Origin of the sequence: Algibacter ulvanivorans (genome assembly GCF_048381495.1) — a bacterium.
Taxonomy (GTDB): domain Bacteria; phylum Bacteroidota; class Bacteroidia; order Flavobacteriales; family Flavobacteriaceae; genus Algibacter_B; species Algibacter_B ulvanivorans.
In genome coordinates this window covers 243,885-270,675 of record NZ_JBLWGD010000001.1, presented here as the reverse complement: position 1 = coordinate 270,675, position 26,791 = coordinate 243,885, and the positions used below count along the sequence as shown (strand labels likewise).

The following is a 26,791-nucleotide window of genomic DNA, read 5'->3' as shown; positions in this document are numbered from 1 at the left end:
TATAATACTATTCCATATCCTCGTAATTATAATCTGGATATAAAAAGTGGTTGTAAGGAAAACGAGTTACATGAATTTCGCGAACCTCATCGTAAACACGCTTTTTAAAATCTTCCAAATTACTTTTGTTTAATGCCGAAATAAATAAAGCGTTGTTACCAACTTTACTCATCCAAGTGCTTTTCCATTCGTCTAACGAGTAATGTTTTGCAGTACGTTGGGTTTCTAAATCGTCTTCATCTAGTGGTTCGGCTTCATAAGCATCAATTTTATTAAACACCATTATAGTTGGCTTGTCTCCGCTTTCAATTTCACCTAAAATTTTCTCTACAGATGCGATATGCTCTTCAAAATTTGGGTGCGAAATATCAACAACATGCAATAGTAAATCGGCTTCGCGAACCTCATCAAGTGTACTTTTAAAACTATCTACCAATTGCGTTGGTAACTTACGTATAAACCCAACAGTATCGCTTAATAAAAATGGTAGGTTTTGTATAACTACTTTTCTAACCGTAGTATCTAGCGTTGCAAATAATTTGTTTTCGGCAAATACTTCGCTTTTACTTACCACATTCATAAGCGTAGATTTTCCAACATTAGTATAACCTACAAGCGCTACACGAACCATTTTACCACGGTTACCGCGCTGCACCGCCATTTGTTTATCTATGGTTTTTATACGTTGCTTTAATAACGATATTTTATCGCGTACAATACGTCTATCAGTTTCAATTTCGGTTTCACCAGGCCCGCGCATACCTATTCCTCCTTTTTGGCGTTCAAGATGTGTCCACATACCTCTTAATCGTGGTAATAAATATTCGCATTGTGCCAATTCTACTTGCGTTCTTGCATAACTAGTTTGGGCGCGTTGTGCAAAAATGTCAAGAATTAAATTGGTTCTATCTAAAACTTTTACATTAAGTATTTTGCTAATATTACGCTCTTGCGCTGCAGACAACTCATCATCAAAAATAGCCGTGCCAATATTATTATCTTCAATAAATTGGCGAACATCTTCCATTTTACCAGAACCAATAAAAGTTTTAGGATTAGGCATATCCATTTTTTGCGTAAATCGTTTTACGGCGTAACCCCCTGCGGTGAAGGTTAAAAACTCTAACTCATCTAAATACTCCTTAAGCTTAGCTTCGTCTTGGTCTTTAGTAACTATGCCTATTAAAACAGCTCTTTCTAGGCTTACATCTTTCTTTTCTATCATGCTACAAAGTTACATAATTGTACGCATTTTTATCTTTATATTTTTAAACCTATTTTTGGTGCATGATAGAACCTTTTGAAGATATTCCCGTTCGCAACAACATGCAAACCATAGCTTTTTATAATGTTGAAAATTTATTCGATTTACATAATAACAAAGCTACTAACGATAACGATTTTTTACCAGGATCTGTTAAAAACTGGACCCCTAAACGTTACCAAAATAAACTTAGAAAAATTGGCTATGCCATTTCTAATATTGGTCGTCGTGAAACTGGCAAACACCCTGCTCTTGTTGGTCTAGCCGAAATTGAAAACGATACTGTTATTAAAGATTTAATAGCATCAAAACATTTAGAACATTGCAACTATAATTTTGTGCATTTTGATTCTCCTGACGAACGCGGAATAGATGTGGCTTTAATTTACGATGCTACAAGCTTTATCGTTTTAAATTCTGAAGCATTTGCCATTCCACTTGTTGACGATGATGGCTCTGCCGATTATACACGAGATGTTTTATTAGTTTCTGGAGTTTTAGATGGCGAAAACGTGCATGTTATTGTAAACCATTGGTCTTCTAGGCGTGAAGGACAAAAAGAAACCGAGTTTAAACGTTTGGCTTCTTCACAAAAAGTTAGCGATATAATTACGCATTTGAAACAACAAGATAACAATGCTAAAATTATTGTTATGGGCGATTTTAACGACTCTCCACAAAATACTAGCCTAAAACGTTTGGTTGATGATTATGGCTTATTTAACCCTATGGAAACGCTACGCTCTTTTACACGAGGTACAGTAAAACATAAAAGACAATGGTTTTTGTTTGATCAAATATTACTATCTACCAACTATTTTAAAAGTTCGAAAAGCAATTACGAATACTATAAGGCCAATATTTTTGATGAAGCTTTTTTAAAACTTTTTAAAGGTCCATTTAAAGGCTCCCCTTTTAGAACCTATGTTGGTAAAAAATATAAAGGTGGCTACAGCGACCACTTTCCGGTTTATATGATTTTAAAAAAGTAATTATACGGCCTGAAACAAAACAAAAGTTAACCCTAAAATAGCCAAAGGAATTAACCAAAGCAACCAAATACTATACGCCAGTTTTTTCTTTTTAAGCATTTTAGCATTTAATACTTTTCGTTTTCTGCCACCATACTGCATCCAGTTTTTAAAATAAAGAAACACGGTAACTAAGCCAAATAAAGTCCACGCCTTTGGTGCCGACATGGTAGACACGTGCATTTGCCTAAAAAATCCCGCAAAAAACACACCTAAAAGTAAAAGAATACTGCATTGCAAAAACGTAATATAAAATGTAGCTATACTATTGGCATTTTTGCTTTTTTTAGCTTTATAGTGCTGAAAAAAGTGAAAGAAAAGGGCGTTAAATGTAGTCATGTAATTATTTAAAACACCAAAGGTAAAACTATTGTTTTACTATTCCGCATAATCTACACTAATCTCATCCAATTCGTAAATACCATCAAAAGCAGCTTGACCACCTCCAGTATATTTAAACGCAATATAAATGGTTCCTGAAATACAAGATAAATCTACATTACCAGAACTAAACCATTCTGAAAACGAATCGGAATCTTTCACTACATAAGCTGCCGATAGTACACCCCAAGTAGAAGCTGTTATGTTAGCTTCATTACCATCCCAATCTAGCGAGTACAGAACTTCCATATAACTACTATCTGCCAAACTATTAGATGTTTTAAAGTGTAAGGTTTCTCCGTTTTGAGTATCTAAATTTATGGCTGGTGTTATTAACCAACCAATGTTACTAACATCGCCAGAACTAGACGACTGAAATCTAGCCGAACGTCCTAATGATGCATTTGATGATGTAGACGAATACCCTTCCCAAGCCTCTGTTCCTGCTTCTATATAATTAGTCCAGCCTTCAATTTCAATAGGCTTATTGTTTTTTTGAGACTCAAAATCTTCATATAGCATATTAACAGTACCAACCGATGCTGCTATACCGCAAGTTAACTCTAAAGGGTCGCAACGGGTTTCGTTATTAAAATTTACATCTGTAGAATTATTAACAACCATCACATTAAAATTGTCTCTAAAATCGCGACTAAAAACACCTGTAACACTACCTTGACCTTGCGGAACAATTAATGTTTTAAAATCTGAAAATGTACTAGTTTGCATTATCATTTGTATACCAGAGTTACAACTTTCTAACAATCGTAAGCCATCAAACTCATCAAAAGATTCGCTTGCAAAAGTAGCTCCTAATTCAAACCTATTTAACTGCATGTTTTCTAATTTAATTAAGGTATTCAAATCTAAAGCTGTTAAATCTGCCAAACCACATATTTTAGGTTGTATTTCAACCACTTCGTTACTTCTTATTACAATATCCTTATATTCAAAAGGTTGTATTTGCTCTACCTGTACTGCATTACCCTTACCAATAGTAATAACACCACTAGTTTCTCCAACGGTTAAACCATTCATTTTCACATATACCTTTTGCCCAAACCTATAGGTATCAGACAAATTACTAACATTAACATCTACTTTAAAACCAAGTCTTGGGTCGCTATCTGTGCCACTTGCGTTTGTTTTATTCTGAATAATTAGCTCTTCAAAAAAATTGCCAGATTGGTCTGTAGATACCACATAACCTTCAATATACAAATCGGGTTCGTTATTAATTATAACTGTAGTATTTCCGTTGTTTACAGCTTGTTCGTAAAGCGATTTTATAGCTTTAAAAGTAGTTATTTGCTCTTGCGGAATATTAGGTTCTTCAAACGAAATATCTGGCGTACTATAATCATCGTCTTTCACACACGACACAAAACATATTCCAACAAGCAACACATTTAAAAAAATTAAAACTCTATTCATAACTCTTATTTTTAATATATTTTTGGCGTTACCACAAGGGTCGGGCTATTCGTTATATCTTTTTTGCTTTTAATGGCAAAAAAGGATGCCACTACTATCCCTAACGCACCTCTTAACGTATTTTAACATATCTGTTTTTATTAAAATCTAAGGTTTAAATTTAAAAAATAGGTAGCGCCTCTACCATACCAATATTTAGCACCAAAAACAGGTGTTTGTAAAGCCTTATCGTCTCTTAATTCTCTATAATTAGCATTTCTGCCTTGCTCGAAACCTCCAGTTTTATAAACTTCATCTAAAAGATTGTTTATACTTGCAAAAAGGCCAATGTAATACTTTCCTATTTTCCACGATTTTCCACCTACTAAATTTATCGACATATAATCATTAAAACGTTCTTGTTTTAACAAAACTCTAGCCAAATCTTCATCATAATCATTAAATACATTACCATCAAAATCGGTATTAAAATTTAACGATCTTGTTAAAGGGCTTACATCTATATAAGTATTTTGAAAAAAATTTGCTGTAGCACCAAACCACCAAAAATCGGGGTCTCGATACTCAAACCCAACCGAAATTGCATTTTGAGGCCCAGAAGCCAGTTTATAACCCTTTAATTTAGATTGCCCAAAGGCTTTAAAACCATTTACAAACCCAGCTTCCTCTGCCTCGGCATCTGGCTCTGTCGATAAATACAAATTAGGGTTGTTATTGTATGTAAATTGCCCAACCGCAGCAGCGCCTTTTAGCTTAATACTTGGTGTAACTTGTGCTTCTACACCCAATTCGACACCTAAATGTTTTTTATCTATACCTTGCAAAATTTCTTGTACAAAGGCTGTATTATCGCCACCAATACCATCGGCAAAAAAGAACGATATTTCGCTAGCATTCGTAATTTTAGTGTAATAACCCGTTAGTTTTGCTTTTATAATAGGCGATCTAAATATGTAACTTCCATCAACCGATACTACTTTTTCATTCGAAATATTAGGTACCGTATTATGGTTTTCTCTAGAGTTTGAATATGTGTTTTGTATCGTGGGTGCTCTTGATATATAACCACTATTAAAATTAAAAATATGCTTTCCTGTTAGCTTATATGTAAAGCCTGCTTTTGTGCCAAAACCTGTAAAACTAAACCGATCTCCTTTTCCTAAAGAGTTATCGGGAAAGCCGCCATTTTGAAAAACACCTTCTCGTTGGTAATTTGTATTTTTAACACTACCAGATATAAAAAAATCTATTTTGTTATAAGTAAATTGCCCATGAATGTAAGCTCCAATTTGGTTAGCAAAAAGATGATAATGATATTTAAATTTATCGCCTTCTGTAACTAGTCTGTTTGGTTTTAATAAATTATTTTGAGCTTCGTTTATTTCTGTAGCAAAACCATCAACATCTAAATAAGTAGTTGCGCCTAACAAATCTAAAACTTGGGCAAAATTTTCAGATTTTAAGGTTTTAAAATGTATTCCTGCATTAACTATTATATTATCGTTTATCTCTTTAGTTACCATAGAGTTTGCTGTTACTTGGGTATCGTCCACCCTATCTTCATATAATGCATAAATTGCATTTTTTCCTTCTTGAGCATTTCCAATATTGGCAATATACATAGCATTCCAATCTATTTGTCCATCATTTTTAAAGCTTTGTAATGCTTGATAGGCAACACCTAAATTGTCTGGAAAATTTCGCACAGCATAACTAGGTAGTTTTTGGTAATAAGTTGGACTTGGGTTTGCACCACCACCCTGTGGAAAACCATTAACCAAATTGGTGCCATTATAATCTAAACGACTGTTAGCTATTTTACCAAATTGATAAGCAATATTTGTATTAATTTTAGTTTTACTATTTAAATCCCAGTAATGATTTAGCATAATTATAGGCTCATTAACCTCTTTAATTCTAGAATTACGTTTTTTACCATTTTGCCAACCCCAGTACTCATTGTATTTAATTCCTTTTAAATCGTATACTTCTTGCGTGTTAGGAGACGACTTTCCGCGTCGGTTTGGAGTGTATATAGCTGTTAAATTAAGGCTATGGTTATTATTTATTTTCTTTTCTACAGAAGTAAAAAAAGAATTAGAACTATAACTCGTTGCGTCTTGATAACCTTCGTTTCCCCAACGCCTGCCTACAGAAACGGTATATGCCCAGTTATTTTTTAATAAACCAGAAGCATGGGTTGCCATTAATCTATTGGTATAACTTCTGTTAGATGAAGAATATGTTAATCGGCTTCCTGGTCTAGCCTTCGATGCACGCACATTAATATTTGTTGTACCCAAAACTCCACCAAAATTATAGTTTGACGGCGTTAAGCCCCAAGTTAGTTCTTGATTACGTAATACATCGTTTATACCTCCCCAATTGCTCCATTGTGGCCTACCATTATACGTTTTATTCATTTCTATACCGTTAATAAGTATAGAACTATTTTTAGAATCTAAACCGCGAACTCTAAAAAAAGAAGAACTAAACTCGAAAGCTGCTGTACGTTGAAACACATCTAACGAAGATGCTAATAAGCCAGAAATATTATCGGCACCACTTACATCGTCATTCAACTCATCATCAGATAAGGTTATAGTAAACAAATCGGTTGTTTGAGAGGTGTTTCTCTCTAAAATCATATCTGTAATATTAACCGTTTCGCCTTCATTAACAATTATTGGGTATCGCTTGGTAATAAACCCTGTTTTAGAAATTACTAGAATTTGCTCGCCTAAAGGAATAGACTCATTAAAAACAAACACTCCTAAACCATTTGTAAGCTGAAGTAAATTAGTAGATTCTACACTTACCAAAACCCCTTCAATGGGCTTAAAAGCATATGCATCTATAACACTTCCTTTTATTAAGGTTTTTTGAGCATTAATAACGATTGAAAAAAAACCGAATAAAAGAATGAGGGTTGCTTTATTCATAATTATCTTTAGAACACAAATAATACCTAAATGTAACGTTTTATACGCTAAAATTTACAACATTTACAATAAACACTTAACTTTGGCTTAGGTTTTGTACTACAGTAATAGTTAATTTCTATAGATAACGCAATGAAACTCTTTAATTTTAGTATTTACATTTTATTTCTTAGTATTTGTGTTAGTTTAAGTGCTCAAAACAAAACATTTAAAATACACACGGTTGCCTTCTATAATCTAGAAAATTTATTTGACACTATTAACGACCCTACTAAACTTGATGAGTATAGCCCAATAATGGAGCTTAAAACTAATCGTGAAGCATCTTATTATAAGAAAATAAGTAATATGGCTCGTGTAATTTCTAAAATTGGTAATGATGTTACAAATAATACTCCCGCCCTTATAGGAGTTTGCGAGGTTGAAAATAAAGCCGTTTTAGAAACCCTCGTAAACGACACCTTATTACTTAAAAAAGATTATGGTATTGTACATTATAACTCGCCAGACGCTAGAGGGATTGATGTGGCTTTACTTTACCAAAAAAATTTATTTACACCCATATCTTCTAGTACACATAGTTTAAAACTTTACGACGATTTAAACCAAAAAAGAATATACACTAGAGATCAATTATTGGTTAGTGGTAAACTTGAAGATGATTTAATACATGTAATTATTAACCATTGGCCCTCTAGACGAGGTGGAGAAAAAAGAAGTCGACCAAAACGTATTGCTGCTGCAAAACTAACTAAACGTATTGTTGACTCATTACAGGTTATTAACCCCTATGCCAAGGTAATTATTATGGGCGATTTAAATGACAACCCTAATAATACTAGTATAAAAACTGTTTTAAATACTAAAAAGGAAAAAAGAAAAGTAGGCTTTAAAGGTATTTATAATCCGTTTATGAAGCTTTATAAAAATGGATTAGGCACCACAGCCTACAGAGATTCATGGAGTTTATTTGACCAAATAATGGTTACTAAACCATTTATAGAAAAAGACTATTCGTCCTTTAAGTTTTATAAAGCAGGTATATTTAACAAACGTTTTTTAATAAACAAAACGGGGGCTTACAAAGATTATCCCTTTAGAAGTTGGTCCAATGGAGAATTTAGTAATGGTTATAGCGACCATTTTCCTGTTTATATGTACTTGATAAAGGAAGTTTCAAAATAACAACACAGTAAACGGCTAAATAAAAGCCTCGTTAAGTTTTAAAACTTAACGAGGCTTAAAATTTAATGTTCTATACTTTATTTTATCCAATCCATGCACTCCAAGGGATTCTAGATAAAAACAATACTAAAGCCATAGTATAAAAAATAGCTATAGTTTTTAACTTAGCTTTAGAGGTTAGTTTCTTTTTGTGTTTTGAGTAACCAATAGTAATTAATGCAACTGCAATAATATTTACTAACGGATGCTCTACTAAATACAATCTATTTACGGCATCTTTCATAATCTCTCCCATTCCAGATTCGCTAAAAAGCTGCAATCTTGGCGATACAAAATATAACACTATCCCTATTAATAATTGAATGTGCGATACTATAAGTGTAAACAAAGATTTTCTAAAATCATTAGCTTCATATTCTTTATCACCTATGGTTTTAATAATGGCATTTGCAGCAGCAATTATTAAAATTATAAGCACTAAATATGCCCAATAAGAGTGGAGAGTTTTTACAACGTCGTACATGATTATATTTATTTATTTCTTAAAAGCAAATGTAATAATTAAAAGCATAAAAAAACCGCTTTGTTACAAAGCGGTTTTAAAAAATGTTTAGTTCCATTTATTTTCTGCAGCATCGCCTCCCCAAATTAAGGTGGCTAAATAAGCATTATCTATAAATGGGTTTCTGTTACCTTGAGCGGCATATATTATATTATTTCTTTGCTCTTCGAAAGCAGAAACTGGATCTTCTCTATTCCACTTTAAAAATAACTCTAAAGAACCCACTTTATTAAACGTTTCTCCATATCTTATATTTAAATATAAAACCATACGCGCTACATCACCTTTCCACTCATCTCCAGGAAACCATGTATCTCCTGTTTTCTTATAAGTACCACTACCATCAACAAAAGGGTGGTTACTTCTATCACTATTAATAGCATCATCACAAGTTCTTAAATGATGTAAATCTGTTACGGCATCTTCTGCTTCTAGCCTAGATTGCGGATAAATATGTTCTGTATTAAAAGTTTGCGGTGAATAAGAATTTGTTCCAGAGGTATACTCTTCCCAATAACGGCTCTCTCCTGTATACATTAAAATAACATTATCTGAATTACTTAAATCGGCATCAGCATTGTAAAGGTATTGATGTCTTTGACCGTAAGATAGTATGGTTGTGTGTTTAATTTGAGTTACTTCTTCTAACTCATCAAACATAATATTTGTGTCTTCAACAAAAAGAACATCTTTGTAATAATCTTGAAGGTTTGACGGAATATTAAAAGCTACAGAAACTACAACATTAATGGTTACTGTTGCTGTAGAGCAAGATGGTGTTGGTATATCGTCATCACAAATGGTATAAGTGAACGAATCTTGTCCTGTAAAATCTGTTGGTGGCGTATAGGTTACTGTACCATCATTATTTAGTACAACATTACCCTGAGTAGTTGCATTATTTATTGAAGAAATAGTAGCATCATCAGTTAAATCATCATTATTTAAAATACTTGCGATAGAACTTTCTTGATTGCTTAATACTGAAACTTCATCGTTTACAGCAACAGGCACTCCTTCATCTTCTACAGTTATTGTTACCGTTGCGGTTGAACATGTTGGTGTTGGATCGCTATCACAAATTGAATATGTAAAAGTATCATCACCCGAAAAACCATTTGTAGCTGTATAAGTAACTGTTCCGTTAGCATTTAAAACTACTGTTCCGTTGGTTGAAGTATCATCGACAGATGTTAACGTTGCACCATCTGCCAAGTTATCATTATCTAAAAGTGTTGTGATATTTGTTGTTGTGTTTTCGGTAACTTGTATGGCATCATTTACAGCAACAGGATCTCCCAAATCTGTTACTGTTACAGTTACTGTGGCTGTTGCACAATTTGGAGTACTTAAGCCATCACAAATTGTATACGTAAAGGTATCGGTACCTATAAAATTAGATGCGGGAGTGTATATTAATTTATTAGAAGCTTCAACAATAGTACCGTTATTTACAGACCTGTTATCAAAACTATCTAAAGAGGCATTATTTTTAAGTGTATCATTATCTAAAACACTAATAGTTATTGCTGTGTTTTCTATAGTGCTTACGGTATCATTAGCTGCTATTGGTGGTTGTACGGTTGTCCCATCATCACTTCCTCCACAGGCAAATAGCATTACAACTAAGCATATATATAAATATTTCATAAAAAAGTATTTTGAAGATAAAAAAACCTCTCAGTTTGGAGAGGTTTTTTTATTACTATTAATAATATTGATTACTCTTGGTATACCCAAACACCACCTTCTTTAATAACATAAAGTGTTTCGTTTACTGTAGACCCTGTATAAGTTACAATAGTTATAGCATATTTTTGACCTTCTTCTGCATTAGGGTTTAATTTATCTATTACAACATTAAATACCTCTAATAACATTTCATCAGTCCAATAATTACTACTATCACTACGTCTATCGAAACTTCCAAAGAAACCAACGTTATCAGCAGGTCCTGGATATATATCTATAAAAGAAGATTCTACTAAAGCTACATCGGCACTTAAAAACATGTAAGCTATTGTATTATCTGGCACCCAAACACCGTCTTCATAACCGTATTGGAAAGATGTTTCAATAATGTCTGGAGTTAACTTCCATTTACCTCCATCAAAATTACTATGTCCATATTTTGTAACTGTTTCATCTCCGTTATAAAACTTATATTGTACCATTGCAACATTACCTGCTTGAGCAAACGGGAATAAATCTTCTAGAAAGATATCTAAAATGTAAATATTACTGCTACTGAAGTTAGGAAATCTGAAACCGAAAGAATCATAATCTGCTCTTGTGAATGTATAAGGAAATTCCCAATCTCCATTATTTTTAGCAACTGTAGATGTTATTTCTATAACTGTTTCTCCTGACACATATTCGCCAGACTCATACTTTAAAGTTTGAGTAGCCGTACCTGTAGAACCATCATAAATTGCATACGTTACAGCATATAAATCTCCTTCTGTAGCTGCTGGTAAAACAATATTAAATGCTTCAATAAGCATATCGTTATTCCAGTAATTATCACTACTTGATCTTACATCAAAACTACCAAATCTACCCACGTTTTCAGCTGGACCAGGGTAATCTGCTGCTAATGCTGCTGCAATATCATCATAATCCGCACTTGTTAAAGTGTACTCAGTAGCTGAAGACGCACTTGCTTCAACATCTAATTTTAAGAAGCCATAGCCATTATGCTGAACAACAAAAGTTTCAGAAAAATTTGTACCACCATCATAAATTGCAAATGTTAAGGCAACAACTTGACCCGCGTTATAATCTTCTGCTAATAGTACGTTTAATCCTTCTACAATCATATCGTCTGACCAATAACTATTGCTAGATGATCTTCTTTCAAAGTTTTCAAATCTTGATGCACTACTTGCTGGTTCTGGATATTTAGAGCTTAACCTATTTGCAATTTCTACTATATCATCATCTGATAGTGTATATGATAATAAAGCTGCATTGTGAGTTAGTTCTACAAATGTTCCATTTGTAGCTGTTTCAAATTCAGAATCTAAATAACCATTTATGTTACTTAAAGAAGATAAAGTTTCTGAAGCAGTCATAACTACTGGTGCAGTTTCATCAAATAAATTATAGGTAACATTTACTAAAGACCCTTCTCCAAAAACAGGGTATTTATCTGCTAAGAAATCAGGAATTACAACATCAGCTAAATCTTGATTTGCAAAATATTCAACCGAATCTAACTGACCTTCATAAGCTTCGTAATCATCAGAAGTGAATGTATACATTTGTACACCTTGGATAAAATCTTTACCTACAATAGGTTTAGAGTCCATTTTGTCATTTATATCATCCATAGGATTACAACCTGTAAAGATTGCCCCTATGATAGCTAAACAATATACTATTTTTTTCATTTTGAGTTTTTTTAAAAGTTAAATTTCGCTCCAATACTAAAAGTTCTACCAAAACCGTAGTAACCTACAACAGTATCGTCTGTACCATCAAAAGCATCTGTGAAATACTCTGTATCAAGCACGTTATTCATTCTACCTGTTAAAGTAGTTTCAAATGGTCCAAAATCAAATGTATGCGTTACAATAGCATCAAACAACCCATAATTTGGTAATTTGTAAGCGTCTGGTCCTGGGTTATTTCTCCCACTTGGATCAAATTCAGCATAAATATCACCAAAATAAGTATAGTCTACTATTAATTTTGTTTTAGTGTTAATGCTATAGTTAGCACCTAAAGCCATTGTAGTTTGAGCAGCATCACCAACGTGTAAATCTTCTATAAATAAGTTTACAGTTTCAACTACTTCTTGATCTTCATTAAGAATATCTACATCTGTAACGTTGCTATCCCATCTCCAATCACCTAAAGATAACATACCGTTTATTTTTAACTTATCGGTAGCTTTATATATAAAGTCTAACTCAATACCTTGGTGAATTGCGTTTACACCTAAAATGTTAGCAAAAGCGTTTGTACCATCTGGTTGTTGAAAACTTACTGTTTCTGTTCTATCTTTCCAGGTCGTTCTATAAAAGTTTACGTTTCCTGATAGCTTTTCGCTACGGTAACCGTAACCTAACTCCAAACTAACAATTTTTTGGTTTTCAGCATCTTCGTTGATGTGCTCATTATCAAAGTTTTGGAATACTGCATCAAAATTTGCTGCTTTTTCAAAATAACCAATATTTGCAAATACGTTATGGTTATTATCTATTCTGTAGTTAGCACCACCTTTTGTGCTAAAGCCCATAAAGTTATAACGATCTGTTTCTTGTAATGGGTCGCTATCTAAATAGTTAAAGTAATCAACTCTTTTATATGATGTGTTTGAAACTGCTAACGATAAATATGTGTTTAATTTTTCATTTACATCATATTCTAATTGGCCAAATGCACCTAACCAACCTACTAAACCGTCGTTATAATAACTTCTTTTATCACCTACTCTTGTAATGGCATTAGGGTTGTTTACGTTACTATCATCTAAATGGTATTGACCTCCTAATAAATCTGTTACTTCTTGGAAATGTATACCTTTATAATTTCTGTAATCTAAACCTGCTAATAATACTAAATCATCATTTAAGTTAGTTTTTAGTGTAGATAAAATACCATACCAGTTATGATCATTACGAGAAGCTCTTAAAATAGTTTCTGAACCACTATCACCTGCTGCAATATTTTCTTCTGCTATTTTATCAAAATTAATTGGACCGTATAAACCAACTCTGTAATCACTATAACCTTTAGAATCGAATGTAAACTTACTAGCATCGCCAGCAGTACCTCCTCCGCCACCAGTACCAAATGAAGCGTATGCTACAGTAGTGATACTTGTGTCATCATCTAAATCCCAGTGGTGGTTTAAAGACATTTGTGGTTTATTATAGAAATTGTCTTCTTGGTACGTAACTTGTCCATTTTTGTAACCCCAATCTGCATTAAATTTTCTTCCTCTTTCTGAATTTCTGTAAGAAGAAATTAATTGTCTGTTTTGTCTTTGACCATGTTGTTGTTTTGCTCCAAAAACTGTAAAAGCTAATTTATGATAATCATTAATCTCTTTAGAAAGATTAAGGAAGTATGAAACTCCTGTAAATTCTGTACCATCTACATAACCATCGCCTTCTGTTTTAGCTGCAGATATTGTTGCTGCAAAACCTTTATCATTTAAACCTGTAGAATAAGTGGCTCCAAACTTTTTATAACCATCATTTGCTATTGATGTAAAAACATTTCCTCCAGCTTCAACATCAGTAGTTTTTGTAATAACGTTAATAGTACCACCTATAGAAGGCACAGCTACTTTTGCCGCACCTAAACCTCTTTGTACCTGCATTGAAGAAGTAACATCTGCTAAGCCTGCCCAGTTAGACCAATAAACAGCCCCATTTTCCATATCATTTACTGGAATACCGTTAATCATTACCGCAACGTTTTCAGATTGAAAACCTCTAATTCTTACACTAGCATCACCATAACCACCACCTGTTTTTGTTGTATAAACACCTGGTGTAGAGTTTAAAATTTCAGGAAACTCTTGTGTTCCTAACTTAAGCTCTATATCGGCTGATTTTACTGTAGATACAGCAACTGGTGTTTTTCTATCTACAGCTACCGATGCAATAATTTGAACCTCTTCTAATCCTACTTGACTAGAAGCTAAAGATATAGTTCCAAGATCTTTATCTCCATTTACAGCAATAGTTTTAGAATTATACCCTATATAAGATATAACCACTTCTGTTGTAGAAGATTTTGTTTTAATAGTAAAGTTACCATCAAAATCTGTAGTTACTCCATTAGAAGTACCTTTCTCAATTACATTTGCTCCTGGAAGCGGAATATTACTTCCTTCTTCAACAATAGTACCTGTAATTGTACTTTGCGCCATAACAACTACTGAAAACAGCATTGCTACGGTAAACATTAAAAAACGTGTCGTTCTTTTCATAATTAATTGTTTGAAATTAGTCGGTGCAAAAATACGTAATATAAAGGTTCTAATATTAACAAACCATTAACAAATAGAATATTTACTAACATAAAAAAGATGATAATACAATTAATATTATCATCTTTTTAGTGTTTTAACTAATAATAATTACTTTTTTTACAGCATTTTCTTATAATAATTCAATAAATTATTAGTAGAAGAATCATGTTCATTATTAGAGCTATTGTTAAATTCTTGTAAAATTTTAGACGCTAATTGCTTGCCTAATTCTACCCCAAACTGATCATAACTAAATATATTCCAGATAATACCTTGTACAAATATTTTATGCTCGTACATAGCAATTAATTTTCCCAAGCTTTCTGGTGATAACTTATTGATATAAATAGTATTTGTAGGCTTATTACCTTGAAATATTTTAAAAGGAGTTATAGACGCCGTAGTACCTTCTGCAATAACTTCGTTCTTAGTTTTGCCGTTTAATAAAGCTTCGGTTTGTGCCAAAAAATTAGACGTTAACTTATCTTGATGGTCTTGGTTGCCATGTAGAGACTTTGCAAACCCAATAAAATCGGCAGGAATTAATTTTGTGCCTTGATGTATTAATTGAAAAAAGGCATGTTGCGAATTTGTTCCAGGCTCTCCCCAAATAATTGTTCCGGTTTGGTAATCTATAGGGTTTCCGTTTCTATCAACACTTTTGCCGTTACTTTCCATTATACCTTGCTGCAAATAGGTTGCAAACTGATTTAAGTATTGAGAATAAGGTATAATAGCCTCGCTTTCTGCTCCAAAAAAGTTATTGTACCAAATGCTAATAAGCGCTAAAACTACTGGTATATTTTTATCGAAATCTTCATTTTTAAAATGCTCGTCCATTTTATTTGCACCAGCCAGCAAGCTGTTAAAATTTTTATAACCAACAGCTAAACTAATGGTTAAACCAACAGCACTCCATAGTGAAAAACGGCCTCCAACCCAGTCCCACATAGGAAAAATATTATTTTCATCTATACCAAAACCTCTTACTTTTTCTATGTTTGTTGATACGGCTACAAAATGTTTAGCTATAGCTTCTTCTGGCGCCGATTTTAAAAACCATGCTTTTAATGTATTGGCGTTAGATAGTGTTTCTTGCGTTGTAAAGGTTTTTGATACAACTACAAATAATGTGGTTTCTGGGTTTAATTTTTTAATGACTTCGTTTACATGGTCGCCATCTACATTACTTACAAAATGCGTGGTTAAATGGTTTTTATAGTACTGTAGCGAGTCTACTACCATAGCTGGTCCTAAGTCTGAACCACCAATACCAATATTTACAACATCGGTAAATGCTTTTTCGGTATAACCTTTTCTTTCTGCGTTTACAATCTGGTTGGTAAAGCTTTCTATTTTTTCTTTTACTTGGTAAACTTCTGGAATTACATCTGTTCCATCAACTTTAAACTGGGCATGTTTTGGCGCTCTTAATGCGGTATGTAAAACCGCTCTTCCTTCGGTTTGGTTTATTTTTTCACCTGAAAACTGACTATTAATCGCATCTTTCAATTTTACATCGTCTGCTAATTCTAATAGATATTTAAAGGTTTCTTGGGTAATTCTATTTTTTGAAAAATCTACATAAAAATCGTCCCATTTAATGGTAAATTTATTTGCACGTTCACTATCTTCTGCAAATAAATCTTTCATTTGAACATCTTTTACTGTTTTAAAATGTTCTTGTAATTTTTTCCACGAATTGGTTGTTGTTGGGTTTATGCTTGGTAGTGCCATGAATTATTTGTTAAATGATACAAGATTTTCGTTTTGTTTCAATATGTGTTCTGGTTGATTTTGTTCTTCAAAAACATCTTCTAAGAAATGAATATTATCCAATTGTGTTTTTATTGGCTCTATAAAATTTAAATATTCTACTTTTAATGAATCTGAAATTGGTTTTGCTTCAGGAAGTTTTTGCTTAAAAGGATCGACTTGTTTGCCGTTTTTCCAGAAACGATAACATACGTGTGGCCCTCCTGTATTGCCTGTCATTCCAACCCAACCAATTACATCGCCTTGCTTAACAAAATCGCCAACTTTGGCTTTTCGTTTTTTCATGTGCAAGTATTGGGTTTCGTAAGTTGCATTATGTCTTATTTTAACATAATTTCCATTTCCACCTCTTCGTTTAGACTCGGTTACTGTACCGTTGGCTGTTGCCATAATGGGTGTTCCTATGGGTGCTGCAAAATCGGTTCCTTTGTGAGGTCGAACTTTAAATCCATAAACTGCTATGCGGCGTTTTAAATTATATCTGGATGATATTCTGCTAAATTTTACTGGTGCTTTTAAAAAGGCTCTACGCAAATTTTTTGCTTCTTCGTTAAAATAATCTACAATGCCTTTTGTTGAATCGGTTACAAACTCGAAAGCATAAAAAGGTTCTTTATTATGCTCGAAATAAGCTGCTTTTATATTGTGTACTCCGGTATAAATCGTATCATCAATATACTTATCGGTATAAATAACTTTAAACCTATCGCCTTTTTGCAGCCTTCTAAAATCTATGGTCCATGCATAAATTTCATCAGCCATTTTATAAGCTAACCTAGGGCTTAGCCCTTGATCTTCTAAGGTTTCAGAAATATTACTGTTTATAACTCCTGTTGCTGTTTTTTCGATATACGTTATTGGTTTTTTGTTGGTATACGCATGTATTGAGTCTTGAAAATTAATAACTACGTACTCCTCTAAATTGGGCTGATAAATAAAACACTTTGGTGTTTCTAAAGAATCTTTAGCACATAAAAGCGTATAGGGTTTACCTACTTGTAGGCGTCTAATATCAAACGTATCTTTAGCTTTTTCTGCAATGTTAAAAATTTTTGGATACCCAACATGGTTACGTTCTAAAATTTCACCAAAGCTATCGCCACGTCTTATGGTATCTCTTTTAACTATATAATCGTCAACTTTAAAACCAAATTCGAAAACTTCTTCTGGCTCTTCAACTACTTCAACTACATTTAAAATTTCAGATTTCTCATCGTCCTTACACCCTAAAAAGCTAATTGCTAATAAGGCTAATATTAAACATCTGTTCCCCACGTTTCTATTTCTTTCTCTGTCCATAAATCTGGAAAAAATATTCTTTTTTGGTATTTTGGGTGCATATATTTTACCCATTCACTTCCTCCTGTTGCTTCGGCCGTTTCTCCATTAATATTTAAATAGTGATTTGCCGTATTATAATGTGCCATAACCCATTTAATATTAACCGTATAATCGTAGTGGCGCATGGCTTTTATTAAATCTTTATTAGCTTGATCTTCCTTAGGCAATGTTTTAAATTTACTCCACAAATTATTGTTTTGATAAAATTTAGTAAATCTAATAAATTCATCTTTATAACGTTTCTCGAAAGCCGATAACGTGTACGTTTTTTTACCTGTTTTATAATCTTTTCCTGCGGCTTGCCAATACAAATGCTCGAAAGCATGTTCGTATGTAGAATTTCTATCTATAGTGTCTCTAAAACGCTTATCAATAAGGTTTATAAGCTCTGTCGAGGCAAACTCAATTTTTCTGTATTGCGCACTTTGAAAACCGCTTGCTGGCGTTAATGTGGTTCTAAATTTATTATATTGGTCTACATCCATACCATCTTTCATTATACTAAAAGACGATGTTAACACATCGAAATAACGACTAATTCGCATTATTTTAGTTGTAAACGTTTTGGTATCAATATTTTCATGCTTTGCTATCTGATCCATTTCAGAAAGTACCATTTTAAATAGTAGCTCATTAACCTGATGATACATAATAAATACATTCTCATCTGGAAAAACAGTACGTTGTACTTGCAAATTTAATAACGCATCGGTTTGTATATAATCCCAATAGTTAATGGGTTTACTATGCAATAAGCCCTCTAAATGCACATTGGCATCTTGGTCTATGGCTTCGTATTTTTCTTTTATTTTATTGGTTATATTAGCGCTCAAAATGTATTAATTATTAACAACAATTTTAAAAGGGTGTTTTAATCCTTTAAAAGCTTCAAGGTCTGCTCTTAACGAGCCTACAGCCAAATCTGCTTTAATGCGTAAAGGTACTTTATTTTTGTCTTTTGACACCCAAAGCGTTAAACTTTCTTCTTCTTTAAAAACGCGACCAGCCATTACATAAGGTCTAAATTTTAAAGATTCAACCTTTCCAAAATCGGTGTTTATAATTTCCTCGCCCAAATATTTTAACTTAAACCCGTAGTTTTCCTCATCAAAAAACATATCTATTTTTACCTCATCGCCATTTTTCAAGGTACTAGTATCTAAATTATTACGTAAATAATAAAATGTAGATACCATATCTTGAATATTAGGTTTAGTATCTATTACCTTTTGGGTTTTATGTTTTTTATTGTTTACATGCGCTTTATTATTTACTTGGTCGAAATCTATTTCTAAATTTTTAGTATGGCCACCTTCATCAATATTTCTAACAAATTTATAAGGCTTTATGGTTTGCTTATCAAAATAGCTTTCGTACCTATCTTTAACTTTAAAAAACCATTTAATCATTCCGGTAGTCCAACCTTTACCTACAACATGATACACCTCTTTATTATTAAGCGTTGCATTTTTAACTGTAAGTGTTGCATTACCAGCTTTTAGCCAATTACTATAGCTCATTTTAAACTTAAACCATTCGCCTTCTGCAAATGCCGATTCTTGCTGCGCAAAAAGGGGCTGCATAGCCATTATAGTAATACATATAAGTAGTGTTTTTTTCATTGTTTTTGGGTAATTAATATGTAACTCTATAGTTTCACAATTATTGTTTCAAGTAAGAAATTACAATTACTGTTCCAAAAATATAAATTTTATTGTATTCCCTATCCTTTAGTAAGTTATACTTCTGTTACATTAATAAAAATTGTCAATTTATCGGTGTTTAAGGCGTTACCACAAGGGTCGGGCTTTCACTACTCGCTGCCTCCTACCGTCGGCGAGCTTAAACACACCGTTCAATCCCTAACGCAAAAAACCTGCTAGAATTAACTAACAGGTTTTTATATTATAAACTTACAATACTTTAAAGCGTACCTCTTTTGGCTTGTTCGCGCTCAATCGACTCAAAAAGTGCTTTAAAATTTCCAGCACCAAAACCGCGCGCTCCCATACGCTGAATAATTTCAAAAAATAAGGTTGGCCTATCTTCAACAGGTTTTGTAAAAATTTGAAGTAAATAACCTTCCTCATCGGCATCAATCATAATACCTAAACCTTTAAGTTTTTCAATGTCTTCTCTTAACTCGTGGCTAAACTCTTCTAAACGCCCAGGAACAGCTTTATAATATTCTTCTGGTGGTGTCGATAAAAATTCTACACCATTAGATCGTAATTGCGATACGGTTTTAATAATATCATCAGTAGCTACTGCAATATGCTGTACACCTGCGCCTTCATAAAAATCTAAATACTCTTCAATTTGCGAGCGTTTTTTTCCTTCGGCAGGTTCGTTTATAGGAAATTTTATTCTTCCGTTTCCGTTAGACATTACTTTACTCATTAACGCAGAGTATTCGGTATGTATTTGTTTGTCATCAAACGATAAAAAGTTTTCAAAACCCATAACATCTTCATACCATTTTACCCAAACATCCATTTGGTTCCAGCCTACATTCCCAACCATATGATCTATATACTTTAAGCCTGCTGCTGGCGGGTTATAATCCGATTCCCATTTTTGAAAACCTGGTAAAAATGCACCGTTATAATTTTTACGCTCTACAAACATGTGTACTGTTTCTCCATAAGTGTAAATACCTGCTCTTACAACCTCGCCATGCTCGTCTGTTTCAACAGTTGGTTCCATATAAGATTTTGCGCCCCTAGAGGTTGTTTCTTGATAAGCTTTTCTGGCATCTTCTACCCAAAGTGCTACTATTTTTACTCCATCGCCATGTTTTACAATATGGTTGTTTATAGGCGATTTACTATTTAAAGGTGTTGTTAGCATTAACTTTATTTTATCTTGTGTTAACACATAACTTACAGCATCTGTTGCGCCTGTTTCTAAACCACGATAGGCATGCGACTGAAACCCAAAAGCTGTTTTATAAAAATGAGCCGCCTGCTTTGCGTTACCTACATAAAACTCTACATAATCTGTTCCTAAAAGCGGTAAAAAGTCTTGTGCGCCTTCAAATATTTTTTCTAAACCGTAGTTTACTGATTTTATATCTTTACTCATAATTTTAATGTTTATTTCTTTTGATGAGTTAATTGTTTAATTTAGTGGTATTAAAAACTAGTTTTTAAGTTTTATTTAATTGGTGTTTTAGTCTTTTATGCTAAAACATAAAAACTATTTTAACAACCTATTCTAACCATGATTTATGATAACTTTCATCGGCTATTTTCATAGCTTCTTCTGTTACCATTAAAGGCTTAAAAGTATCGACCATTACTGCTAGTTCGTCTGTTTTTGTTTTACCTATACTACGCTCTGTGGCTCCAGGGTGCGGGCCATGAGGTATACCTGCTGGGTGTAATGATATATGTCCAGCATCAATATCGTTCCTACTCATAAAATCGCCATCAACATAATACAATACTTCATCGCTATCTATATTACTATGGTTGTAAGGCGCTGGTATAGATTGCGGATGGTAATCGTATAATCGTGGCACAAAGCTACACACCACAAAAGCATCTGTCTCAAAAGTTTGGTGTACTGGTGGCGGTTGATGGATTCTACCCGTTATAGGTTCGAAATCGTGAATTGAAAAGGCATACGGGTAATTGTAACCATCGTAACCCACCACATCAAACGGATGCGATGCGTAAACCATTTCAATAATATCGTCTTGTTTTTTTACTTTAATAAGAAATTCTCCAGACTCGTTATTAGTTTCTAACTCTTGTGGTCTTCTAATATCGCGTTCACAAAATGGCGAATGTTCTAATAATTGCCCAAACCAATTTCGGTAACGTTTTGGGGTGTAAATTGGTCTTCTAGACTCGACAATAAACAACCTATTATCTTCAGTATCAAAATCAATTTTATATATAATACCTCTAGGCACTAATAAATAATCGCCATATTTAAAATCTAGATTACCAAGCATGGTTCTTAACTTTCCGGTGCCTTTATGTATAAAAATTAGCTCGTCGGCATCAGTATTTTTATAAAAATAGTTTTTTGTTGATTGTTTTGGTGCAGCTAAAATAATAGCACAGTCGCTATTTATTAAAACTGTTTTACGGCTATCTAAATAATCGTTTTCGGGTTTTACCTGAAATCCTTTTAAACGATACGATTTTATATTGTTTGCTAATGCTATTTTAGGAGCAACGCTGTATTGTTTTTTAATTTCCTTTACTTGGGTTGGGCGTTGTTCATGGTAGCTATTGGTTGACATACCATCAAAACCAATAGTGCCAAATAGTTGCTCGTAATACAAACTACCATCTGGTTTTCTAAATTGAATGTGTCGTTTATGCGGAATATTTCCTAATTTATGATAAAAAGGCATACTTTAAATTTTAAAAATGAATAAAAAAGAACACTTAAGTTATACTTAAGATACTAAATAACTCGTATTTATAAAGATACAAAAAGTATGTTCATTCAGGATTCCTCTTGATGAGATAGTGAAGATGCGATAGTAAATCTTTCCAAAATGCTGTCATAACAACACAAATATCGTAAAAAAATTTGACAAGTATGCTAGATTTTCGTCTTCAACAAAATAAAAAGTAAGTGTGTTAAAACCAAAAGCCAATATTAAAAAACCAAGCACTTTCTTTTTGTTCTGGCGAATAACTGTATTTGGCCTGAATAGGCCCTAAAAAAGTTTCAATGCCATAACCTAAAGCATAACCTCTATAATCTGGTAGTGTAAACCACTCTCCTGTATCAAAAATATTATCGTCAATATTAGCCCAATTCCCTTCTAAGGTAAGATGATGATTTTTTAAAACTTGGTAATCTGCCACTACAGATGCCTTTACATAACTGTTTCCTGTTAGCGAAATAAAATCGTACCCTAAAAAAGGCACAAAATTATTTATTAAGTTGTTTCCGTAACCGCCTAATGCAAAATCTAGCGTATTATTAGATTTATTTCCCAATTTAAACCCGCCGCTAGTTTGCAAGTTTAATGCTAGCGTATTTGAAACACTAAAAGCATAGCCTATATCTGCTTTTGCTATTGAGAAGTCTTTAAAGTTTGCTACAAAATCTGACGCATATAAATATATATTTAAGTCGCCATTAAAATAAACCCCTTTTCTTGGAAAATATTTATTATCGTAAGTATCTAGTTTTAAATTACCAAAAAGGCTTAAATAATCGGTGTTTTCGAACAGATAATCTTCATCTGAACTGTCTCCAAATATAGTTTCAGAATTTATCTCTAAACGTTTATGCTCTCCACCAACACTTAACGAAAAGTCTCGCCTAAATAATGTTTGTAAATAAATTTGATTGGTTTGGTCTCGTAGTTTAACATCAATCTTATTTAAGCCCGAATTTGCTAGTTGATTATCGTCTAAAACCAATTGTGCGCTTATATTTTTATGAAACTGGTTGTACCTAGACTTAATACCAATACTCCAATAAAAACCTTTATCGATTAAATACTCGAAATTATAACGCACATTATCGCCCAATATAACATCTAGAGAGGCTACATCGTTTTTAAATAATAATTGCTTTTTTGTTAAATTTACTAAGGCTGCACTTTTATACAAATCGTCAAAATGAAGTCCCAATTTTAAAAATGTATTAATTCTTGATTCTTTTACTTTAGCCAATAAATTATACCCCTCTTTTTTGGGAGTGCTTTTTAACTCGTACTCGAAAGCTTTAAAATTGTTTGTAGCTACTAAGTTATTTACACCTTTATTAAAATCTTGATAGCTTATTTTTTCATCCTTTTTTAATTTAAGCTTTCCTAAAACATAAGCTCTTGTATAATTTATATTCCCTTTTACTTCTATATTATTTATTGTAATGCTATCTATAGGTTTTAGCTTTACTTTTTGGTTTATGTTTGGTGTTTTACTTGAAAGTATTTTTAAAGCGTTTAGTTTTGATAAGGCTCCATGTTTGCCTGCTTTTATAATAGCATTCCCTTCATTAAAAGATACCACATTAAAATCTTTAATATTAGGTTTAATGTAAATGTCGGTTTTTTTAACCTTTAACTTCATATCGTTAATGGTTCTAAAATTATTTAATTGAAGTAAAACCTCTGGAGCAGATGTTAACTCTTCTCGGGTTGCTAATCCATCTTGCACATCAACTCCAATTATAACATCCATACCTTTAGCACGCAACTCGTTAATTGGATAATTATTTACAACGCCACCATCAATTAACATTTGGTTGTTTATAGTTACTGGCTGAAATAACGACGGCAAAGCACCACTAGCCATTATAGACTGTGTTAAATTACCTTTATCTAACACAACTTGCTTACCTGTTTCAATATTAGTTGCTATACAAAAAAACGGAATTGGCAACTCGTTAAAATTATTTACTTGATTAACATGAACTAACAGTTTTAATAATAAACTATACGTATTATGCCCTCTTGAAAGTGCCGATGGTAATTTTATTTTAAAATCGTTAAAGGGTAATTTAAGGGCATATTTTTCCATATTATTACGCTCGCTAAAAGCTGTAGAAGATCTTGGCAAGTTATCATTTATAATAGTATCAAAATCTATATTTTGAAAAATAGAATCGAGTTGTTTACCAGAATACCCTGCTGCATACAAAGCACCAATTATAGAACCCATACTGGTTCCTGCTACATAATCGACTTTTACACCTAAGCTATCTATAACCTTTAAAACACCAATATGTGCCAAACCCTTAGCACCGCCACCACTTAACACTAAACCTACTTTTGGTTTAGACTTTTCTGCATTGTTTTGTGCTTTTGCAGGAAAAGAAATTAATATTATTAATGCTACTATGGTTATTTTAAATTTCAACTGATAATTTATTTATTTTTTTCATGATAATAATTATAAACCTTTGCTGCTCTTGACACACCTACCACAGCCTCTAACTCGTCTAGCTTTGCATTAGCAACACGTTTTGCCGATTTAAAATGCCTTAGCAATTCTACAACTGTTTTTTCGCCAACTCCAGAAATGGTTTCTAACTCTGTGTTTAACGCCGTTTTACTTCGTTTATTTCTATGATGCTCGATACCAAAACGGTGTGCTTCGTTTCGTAATTGTTGTGTTATTTTTAGGGTTTCACTTTTTTTATCTAAATATAAGGGAATTGGATCGTCTGGGTAAAATAATTCTTCCAAACGTTTTGCAATCCCTATAATGGCTATTTTTCCTCTTAAGCCTAAGGCTTCTAAACTTTTTAATGCCGATGATAATTGTCCTTTTCCGCCATCTATAATAATAAGTTGTGGCAAGGGTTTACCTTCGTCAAGTAAACGTTTATAACGTCTATACACAACCTCTTCCATCGATGCAAAATCGTCTGGTCCTTCTACGGTTTTTATATTAAAATGTCGATAATCTTTTTTACTAGGTTTTCCGTTTTTAAATACCACGCATGCCGCCACGGGGTTTGTACCTTGAATATTGGAGTTATCGAAACATTCGATATGTCGTGGCTCTTCAGATAAGCGTAAATCTACTTTCATTTGCGCCATAATACGGTTGGCGTGCCTATCGGGGTCTACAATTTTCATTTGTTTGAAACGCTCCATTCTAAAATACTTGGCATTTCGGAGTGATAAATCTAGTATATGCTTTTTGTCGCCTAGTTTTGGTACAGTTACTTTTACATTCTCTCCTAAATTAACTTTAAAAGGCACATAAATTTCTTTAGAATTGGAGTTAAATCGTTGCCGTATTTCGGTAATGGCTAATTCTAGAAGTTCTTGGTCGGTTTCGTCAAGTTTCTTTTTTATTTCTAAGGTATGCGACCTAATTATAGAACCATAAGAAAGTTGTAAAAAGTTAATATAACCATAACTTTCGTCGCTCATGATTGAAAACACATCTACATTACTAATTTTAGGATTTACAATGGTAGATTTTGCTTGGTAATTTTCTAGAACCTCTACTTTTTCTTTTATTTTTTGAGCTTCTTCAAACTGTAAATTTGAAGCTAATTGTTTCATTTGTGCTTTAAATTGAAACAACGAATCTTTAAAGTTTCCTTTTAATATTTCTTTTATGGCTTTAATATTTTTATTGTACTCTACCTCGGTTTCAAGCGCTTCACAAGCACCTTTACAGTTTCCTAAATGGTATTCTAAACAAACTTTATATTTACCTGCATCTACCTTTTCTTCAGATAAATTATAATTACAGGTACGCAAACTGTAAAGCCCCTTTATTAAATCTAATAAAGTGTGTACGGTTTTCCCGCTGGTGTATGGCCCAAAATAGTCGCTACCATCTTTAAATACGCGCCGTGTAGAGAACACTCTAGGGAAACGTTCGTTTTTTATACAAATCCACGGGTACGATTTGTCGTCTTTAAGCAACACATTATAACGTGGTTTATGTTTTTTTATAAGATTGTTTTCTAGTAAAAGTGCATCGGTTTCTGTATCGACAACAATGTGTTTTATATTGGTTATTTTCTTTACTAGTACTCTTGTTTTTCCGCTATCATGGGTTTTTGTAAAGTAAGAACTTACCCTTTTTTTTAAGTTTTTTGCTTTACCTACATATATAATTACACCTTCTTTATCGTAATATTGATAAACTCCAGGTGCATTAGGCAAAGTTTTTAATTGTATCTCTAAATTAGGGGTATCCATGTTGTGTAAAGGTAATTATTTAAATGTTTTTTTTATTGAAATTATTATTGATTTAACGTTACGTAAATTTTTATGGTTTTTGTTTTTCGAATCAATAATTTATCTACATTGCGCCGCTTTTAAAAAAAGACTAACCTAAGTTGTTGGTTATTAATCAAGCATTAAAAATTATAAAAAGGAAACGCAAGGACTTGTAACAAAACATTTATGTTCATGAATTCTTTAATTTGAAATAGAAA

18 protein-coding genes are annotated in these 26,791 nt (G+C 32.8%); 2 read left to right on the top strand and 16 right to left on the bottom strand.

All coding sequences use genetic code 11. The features are described 5' to 3' along the window. Positions 1 to 7: 7 nt before the first annotated feature. The gene (gene hflX / locus ACNG5D_RS01300) at positions 8 to 1,225 is read right to left on the bottom strand and encodes a GTPase HflX (protein ID WP_418181689.1); all 1,218 of its coding nucleotides are present in this window, start codon (positions 1,223 to 1,225) and stop codon (positions 8 to 10) included. 62 nt (positions 1,226 to 1,287) lie between these two features. On the opposite strand from hflX, the gene ACNG5D_RS01295 reads away from it, so the two are divergent. Further along, positions 1,288 to 2,256, top strand: coding sequence for an endonuclease/exonuclease/phosphatase family protein (locus ACNG5D_RS01295; RefSeq protein ID WP_418181688.1), 969 nt, complete (start codon positions 1,288 to 1,290; stop codon positions 2,254 to 2,256). On the opposite strand, the gene ACNG5D_RS01290 is transcribed toward ACNG5D_RS01295, so the two are convergent. The 3 genes from ACNG5D_RS01290 to ACNG5D_RS01280 all read right to left on the bottom strand — a co-directional run bounded on the left by ACNG5D_RS01290 (position 2,257) and on the right by ACNG5D_RS01280 (position 7,052). Next, positions 2,257 to 2,634: a hypothetical protein gene (locus tag ACNG5D_RS01290; protein ID WP_418181687.1), complete on the bottom strand. Its 378-nt coding sequence runs from the start codon at positions 2,632 to 2,634 to the stop codon at positions 2,257 to 2,259. Positions 2,635 to 2,673: 39 nt separating this feature from the next. After that, positions 2,674 to 4,110, bottom strand: a complete 1,437-nt coding sequence (locus tag ACNG5D_RS01285; RefSeq protein ID WP_418181686.1) for a DUF5689 domain-containing protein — start codon at positions 4,108 to 4,110, stop codon at positions 2,674 to 2,676. A gap of 140 nt (positions 4,111 to 4,250) precedes the next feature. Further along, positions 4,251 to 7,052 carry a TonB-dependent receptor gene (locus tag ACNG5D_RS01280; RefSeq protein ID WP_418181685.1) on the bottom strand — a complete coding sequence of 934 codons (2,802 nt, stop codon included), beginning with the start codon at positions 7,050 to 7,052 and terminating at the stop codon, positions 4,251 to 4,253. A gap of 132 nt (positions 7,053 to 7,184) precedes the next feature. On the opposite strand from ACNG5D_RS01280, the gene ACNG5D_RS01275 reads away from it, so the two are divergent. Next, the gene (locus ACNG5D_RS01275; RefSeq protein ID WP_418181684.1) at positions 7,185 to 8,237 is read left to right on the top strand and encodes an endonuclease/exonuclease/phosphatase family protein; all 1,053 of its coding nucleotides are present in this window, start codon (positions 7,185 to 7,187) and stop codon (positions 8,235 to 8,237) included. Positions 8,238 to 8,319: 82 nt separating this feature from the next. Here ACNG5D_RS01275 and ACNG5D_RS01270 read toward each other — a convergent pair whose 3' ends face one another. From ACNG5D_RS01270 to uvrC, 12 genes are all read right to left on the bottom strand, one after another. Further along, entirely contained in the window at positions 8,320 to 8,760 is a 441-nt protein-coding gene (locus ACNG5D_RS01270; protein ID WP_418181683.1) for a hypothetical protein, read from the bottom strand. Positions 8,761 to 8,847: 87 nt separating this feature from the next. Then, positions 8,848 to 10,449 (bottom strand): Ig-like domain-containing protein, encoded by a 1,602-nt coding sequence (locus ACNG5D_RS01265; RefSeq protein ID WP_418181682.1) that lies wholly within the window; start codon positions 10,447 to 10,449, stop codon positions 8,848 to 8,850. A gap of 71 nt (positions 10,450 to 10,520) precedes the next feature. Further along, positions 10,521 to 12,191, bottom strand: a complete 1,671-nt coding sequence (locus tag ACNG5D_RS01260; protein WP_418181681.1) for a hypothetical protein — start codon at positions 12,189 to 12,191, stop codon at positions 10,521 to 10,523. A gap of 11 nt (positions 12,192 to 12,202) precedes the next feature. After that, positions 12,203 to 14,746 (bottom strand): TonB-dependent receptor, encoded by a 2,544-nt coding sequence (locus ACNG5D_RS01255; RefSeq protein WP_418181680.1) that lies wholly within the window; start codon positions 14,744 to 14,746, stop codon positions 12,203 to 12,205. A gap of 159 nt (positions 14,747 to 14,905) precedes the next feature. Further along, positions 14,906 to 16,525 carry a glucose-6-phosphate isomerase gene (pgi, locus tag ACNG5D_RS01250; protein WP_418181679.1) on the bottom strand — a complete coding sequence of 540 codons (1,620 nt, stop codon included), beginning with the start codon at positions 16,523 to 16,525 and terminating at the stop codon, positions 14,906 to 14,908. A gap of 3 nt (positions 16,526 to 16,528) precedes the next feature. Further along, positions 16,529 to 17,863 carry a M23 family metallopeptidase gene (locus ACNG5D_RS01245; RefSeq protein WP_418181678.1) on the bottom strand — a complete coding sequence of 445 codons (1,335 nt, stop codon included), beginning with the start codon at positions 17,861 to 17,863 and terminating at the stop codon, positions 16,529 to 16,531. After that, on the bottom strand, positions 17,821 to 18,738 hold the full coding sequence (locus ACNG5D_RS01240) for a tryptophan 2,3-dioxygenase family protein (RefSeq protein ID WP_418181677.1): 918 nt from the start codon (positions 18,736 to 18,738) through the stop codon (positions 17,821 to 17,823). Before ACNG5D_RS01240 ends, ACNG5D_RS01245 begins: the two co-directional genes overlap by 43 nt. Before the next feature lie 6 nt (positions 18,739 to 18,744). Beyond that, complete coding sequence (locus tag ACNG5D_RS01235; RefSeq protein ID WP_418181676.1) at positions 18,745 to 19,527, bottom strand: DUF3108 domain-containing protein; 783 nt, start codon at positions 19,525 to 19,527, stop codon at positions 18,745 to 18,747. A gap of 301 nt (positions 19,528 to 19,828) precedes the next feature. After that, the gene (gene hppD, locus ACNG5D_RS01230) at positions 19,829 to 20,989 is read right to left on the bottom strand and encodes a 4-hydroxyphenylpyruvate dioxygenase (protein WP_418181675.1); all 1,161 of its coding nucleotides are present in this window, start codon (positions 20,987 to 20,989) and stop codon (positions 19,829 to 19,831) included. Positions 20,990 to 21,116: 127 nt separating this feature from the next. Beyond that, complete coding sequence (locus tag ACNG5D_RS01225; RefSeq protein ID WP_418181674.1) at positions 21,117 to 22,274, bottom strand: homogentisate 1,2-dioxygenase; 1,158 nt, start codon at positions 22,272 to 22,274, stop codon at positions 21,117 to 21,119. A gap of 232 nt (positions 22,275 to 22,506) precedes the next feature. Continuing rightward, on the bottom strand, positions 22,507 to 24,744 hold the full coding sequence (locus ACNG5D_RS01220; RefSeq protein ID WP_418181673.1) for a patatin-like phospholipase family protein: 2,238 nt from the start codon (positions 24,742 to 24,744) through the stop codon (positions 22,507 to 22,509). Between the two features lie 8 nt (positions 24,745 to 24,752). Beyond that, complete coding sequence (uvrC, locus tag ACNG5D_RS01215; protein ID WP_418181672.1) at positions 24,753 to 26,552, bottom strand: excinuclease ABC subunit UvrC; 1,800 nt, start codon at positions 26,550 to 26,552, stop codon at positions 24,753 to 24,755. Positions 26,553 to 26,791 lie beyond the last annotated feature (239 nt).

What these genes read in the sequence shown, in the direction of transcription:
- hflX (WP_418181689.1), bottom strand. Translation starts at nt 1,225, where the DNA reads ATGATAGAAAAGAAAGATGTAAGCCTAGAAAGAGCTGTTTTAATAGGC.
- ACNG5D_RS01295 (WP_418181688.1), top strand. Translation starts at nt 1,288, where the DNA reads ATGATAGAACCTTTTGAAGATATTCCCGTTCGCAACAACATGCAAACC.
- ACNG5D_RS01290 (WP_418181687.1), bottom strand. Translation starts at nt 2,634, where the DNA reads ATGACTACATTTAACGCCCTTTTCTTTCACTTTTTTCAGCACTATAAA.
- ACNG5D_RS01285 (WP_418181686.1), bottom strand. Translation starts at nt 4,110, where the DNA reads ATGAATAGAGTTTTAATTTTTTTAAATGTGTTGCTTGTTGGAATATGT.
- ACNG5D_RS01280 (WP_418181685.1), bottom strand. Translation starts at nt 7,052, where the DNA reads ATGAATAAAGCAACCCTCATTCTTTTATTCGGTTTTTTTTCAATCGTT.
- ACNG5D_RS01275 (WP_418181684.1), top strand. Translation starts at nt 7,185, where the DNA reads ATGAAACTCTTTAATTTTAGTATTTACATTTTATTTCTTAGTATTTGT.
- ACNG5D_RS01270 (WP_418181683.1), bottom strand. Translation starts at nt 8,760, where the DNA reads ATGTACGACGTTGTAAAAACTCTCCACTCTTATTGGGCATATTTAGTG.
- ACNG5D_RS01265 (WP_418181682.1), bottom strand. Translation starts at nt 10,449, where the DNA reads ATGAAATATTTATATATATGCTTAGTTGTAATGCTATTTGCCTGTGGA.
- ACNG5D_RS01260 (WP_418181681.1), bottom strand. Translation starts at nt 12,191, where the DNA reads ATGAAAAAAATAGTATATTGTTTAGCTATCATAGGGGCAATCTTTACA.
- ACNG5D_RS01255 (WP_418181680.1), bottom strand. Translation starts at nt 14,746, where the DNA reads ATGAAAAGAACGACACGTTTTTTAATGTTTACCGTAGCAATGCTGTTT.
- pgi (WP_418181679.1), bottom strand. Translation starts at nt 16,525, where the DNA reads ATGGCACTACCAAGCATAAACCCAACAACAACCAATTCGTGGAAAAAA.
- ACNG5D_RS01245 (WP_418181678.1), bottom strand. Translation starts at nt 17,863, where the DNA reads ATGGACAGAGAAAGAAATAGAAACGTGGGGAACAGATGTTTAATATTA.
- ACNG5D_RS01235 (WP_418181676.1), bottom strand. Translation starts at nt 19,527, where the DNA reads ATGAAAAAAACACTACTTATATGTATTACTATAATGGCTATGCAGCCC.
- hppD (WP_418181675.1), bottom strand. Translation starts at nt 20,989, where the DNA reads ATGAGTAAAGATATAAAATCAGTAAACTACGGTTTAGAAAAAATATTT.
- ACNG5D_RS01225 (WP_418181674.1), bottom strand. Translation starts at nt 22,274, where the DNA reads ATGCCTTTTTATCATAAATTAGGAAATATTCCGCATAAACGACACATT.
- uvrC (WP_418181672.1), bottom strand. Translation starts at nt 26,552, where the DNA reads ATGGATACCCCTAATTTAGAGATACAATTAAAAACTTTGCCTAATGCA.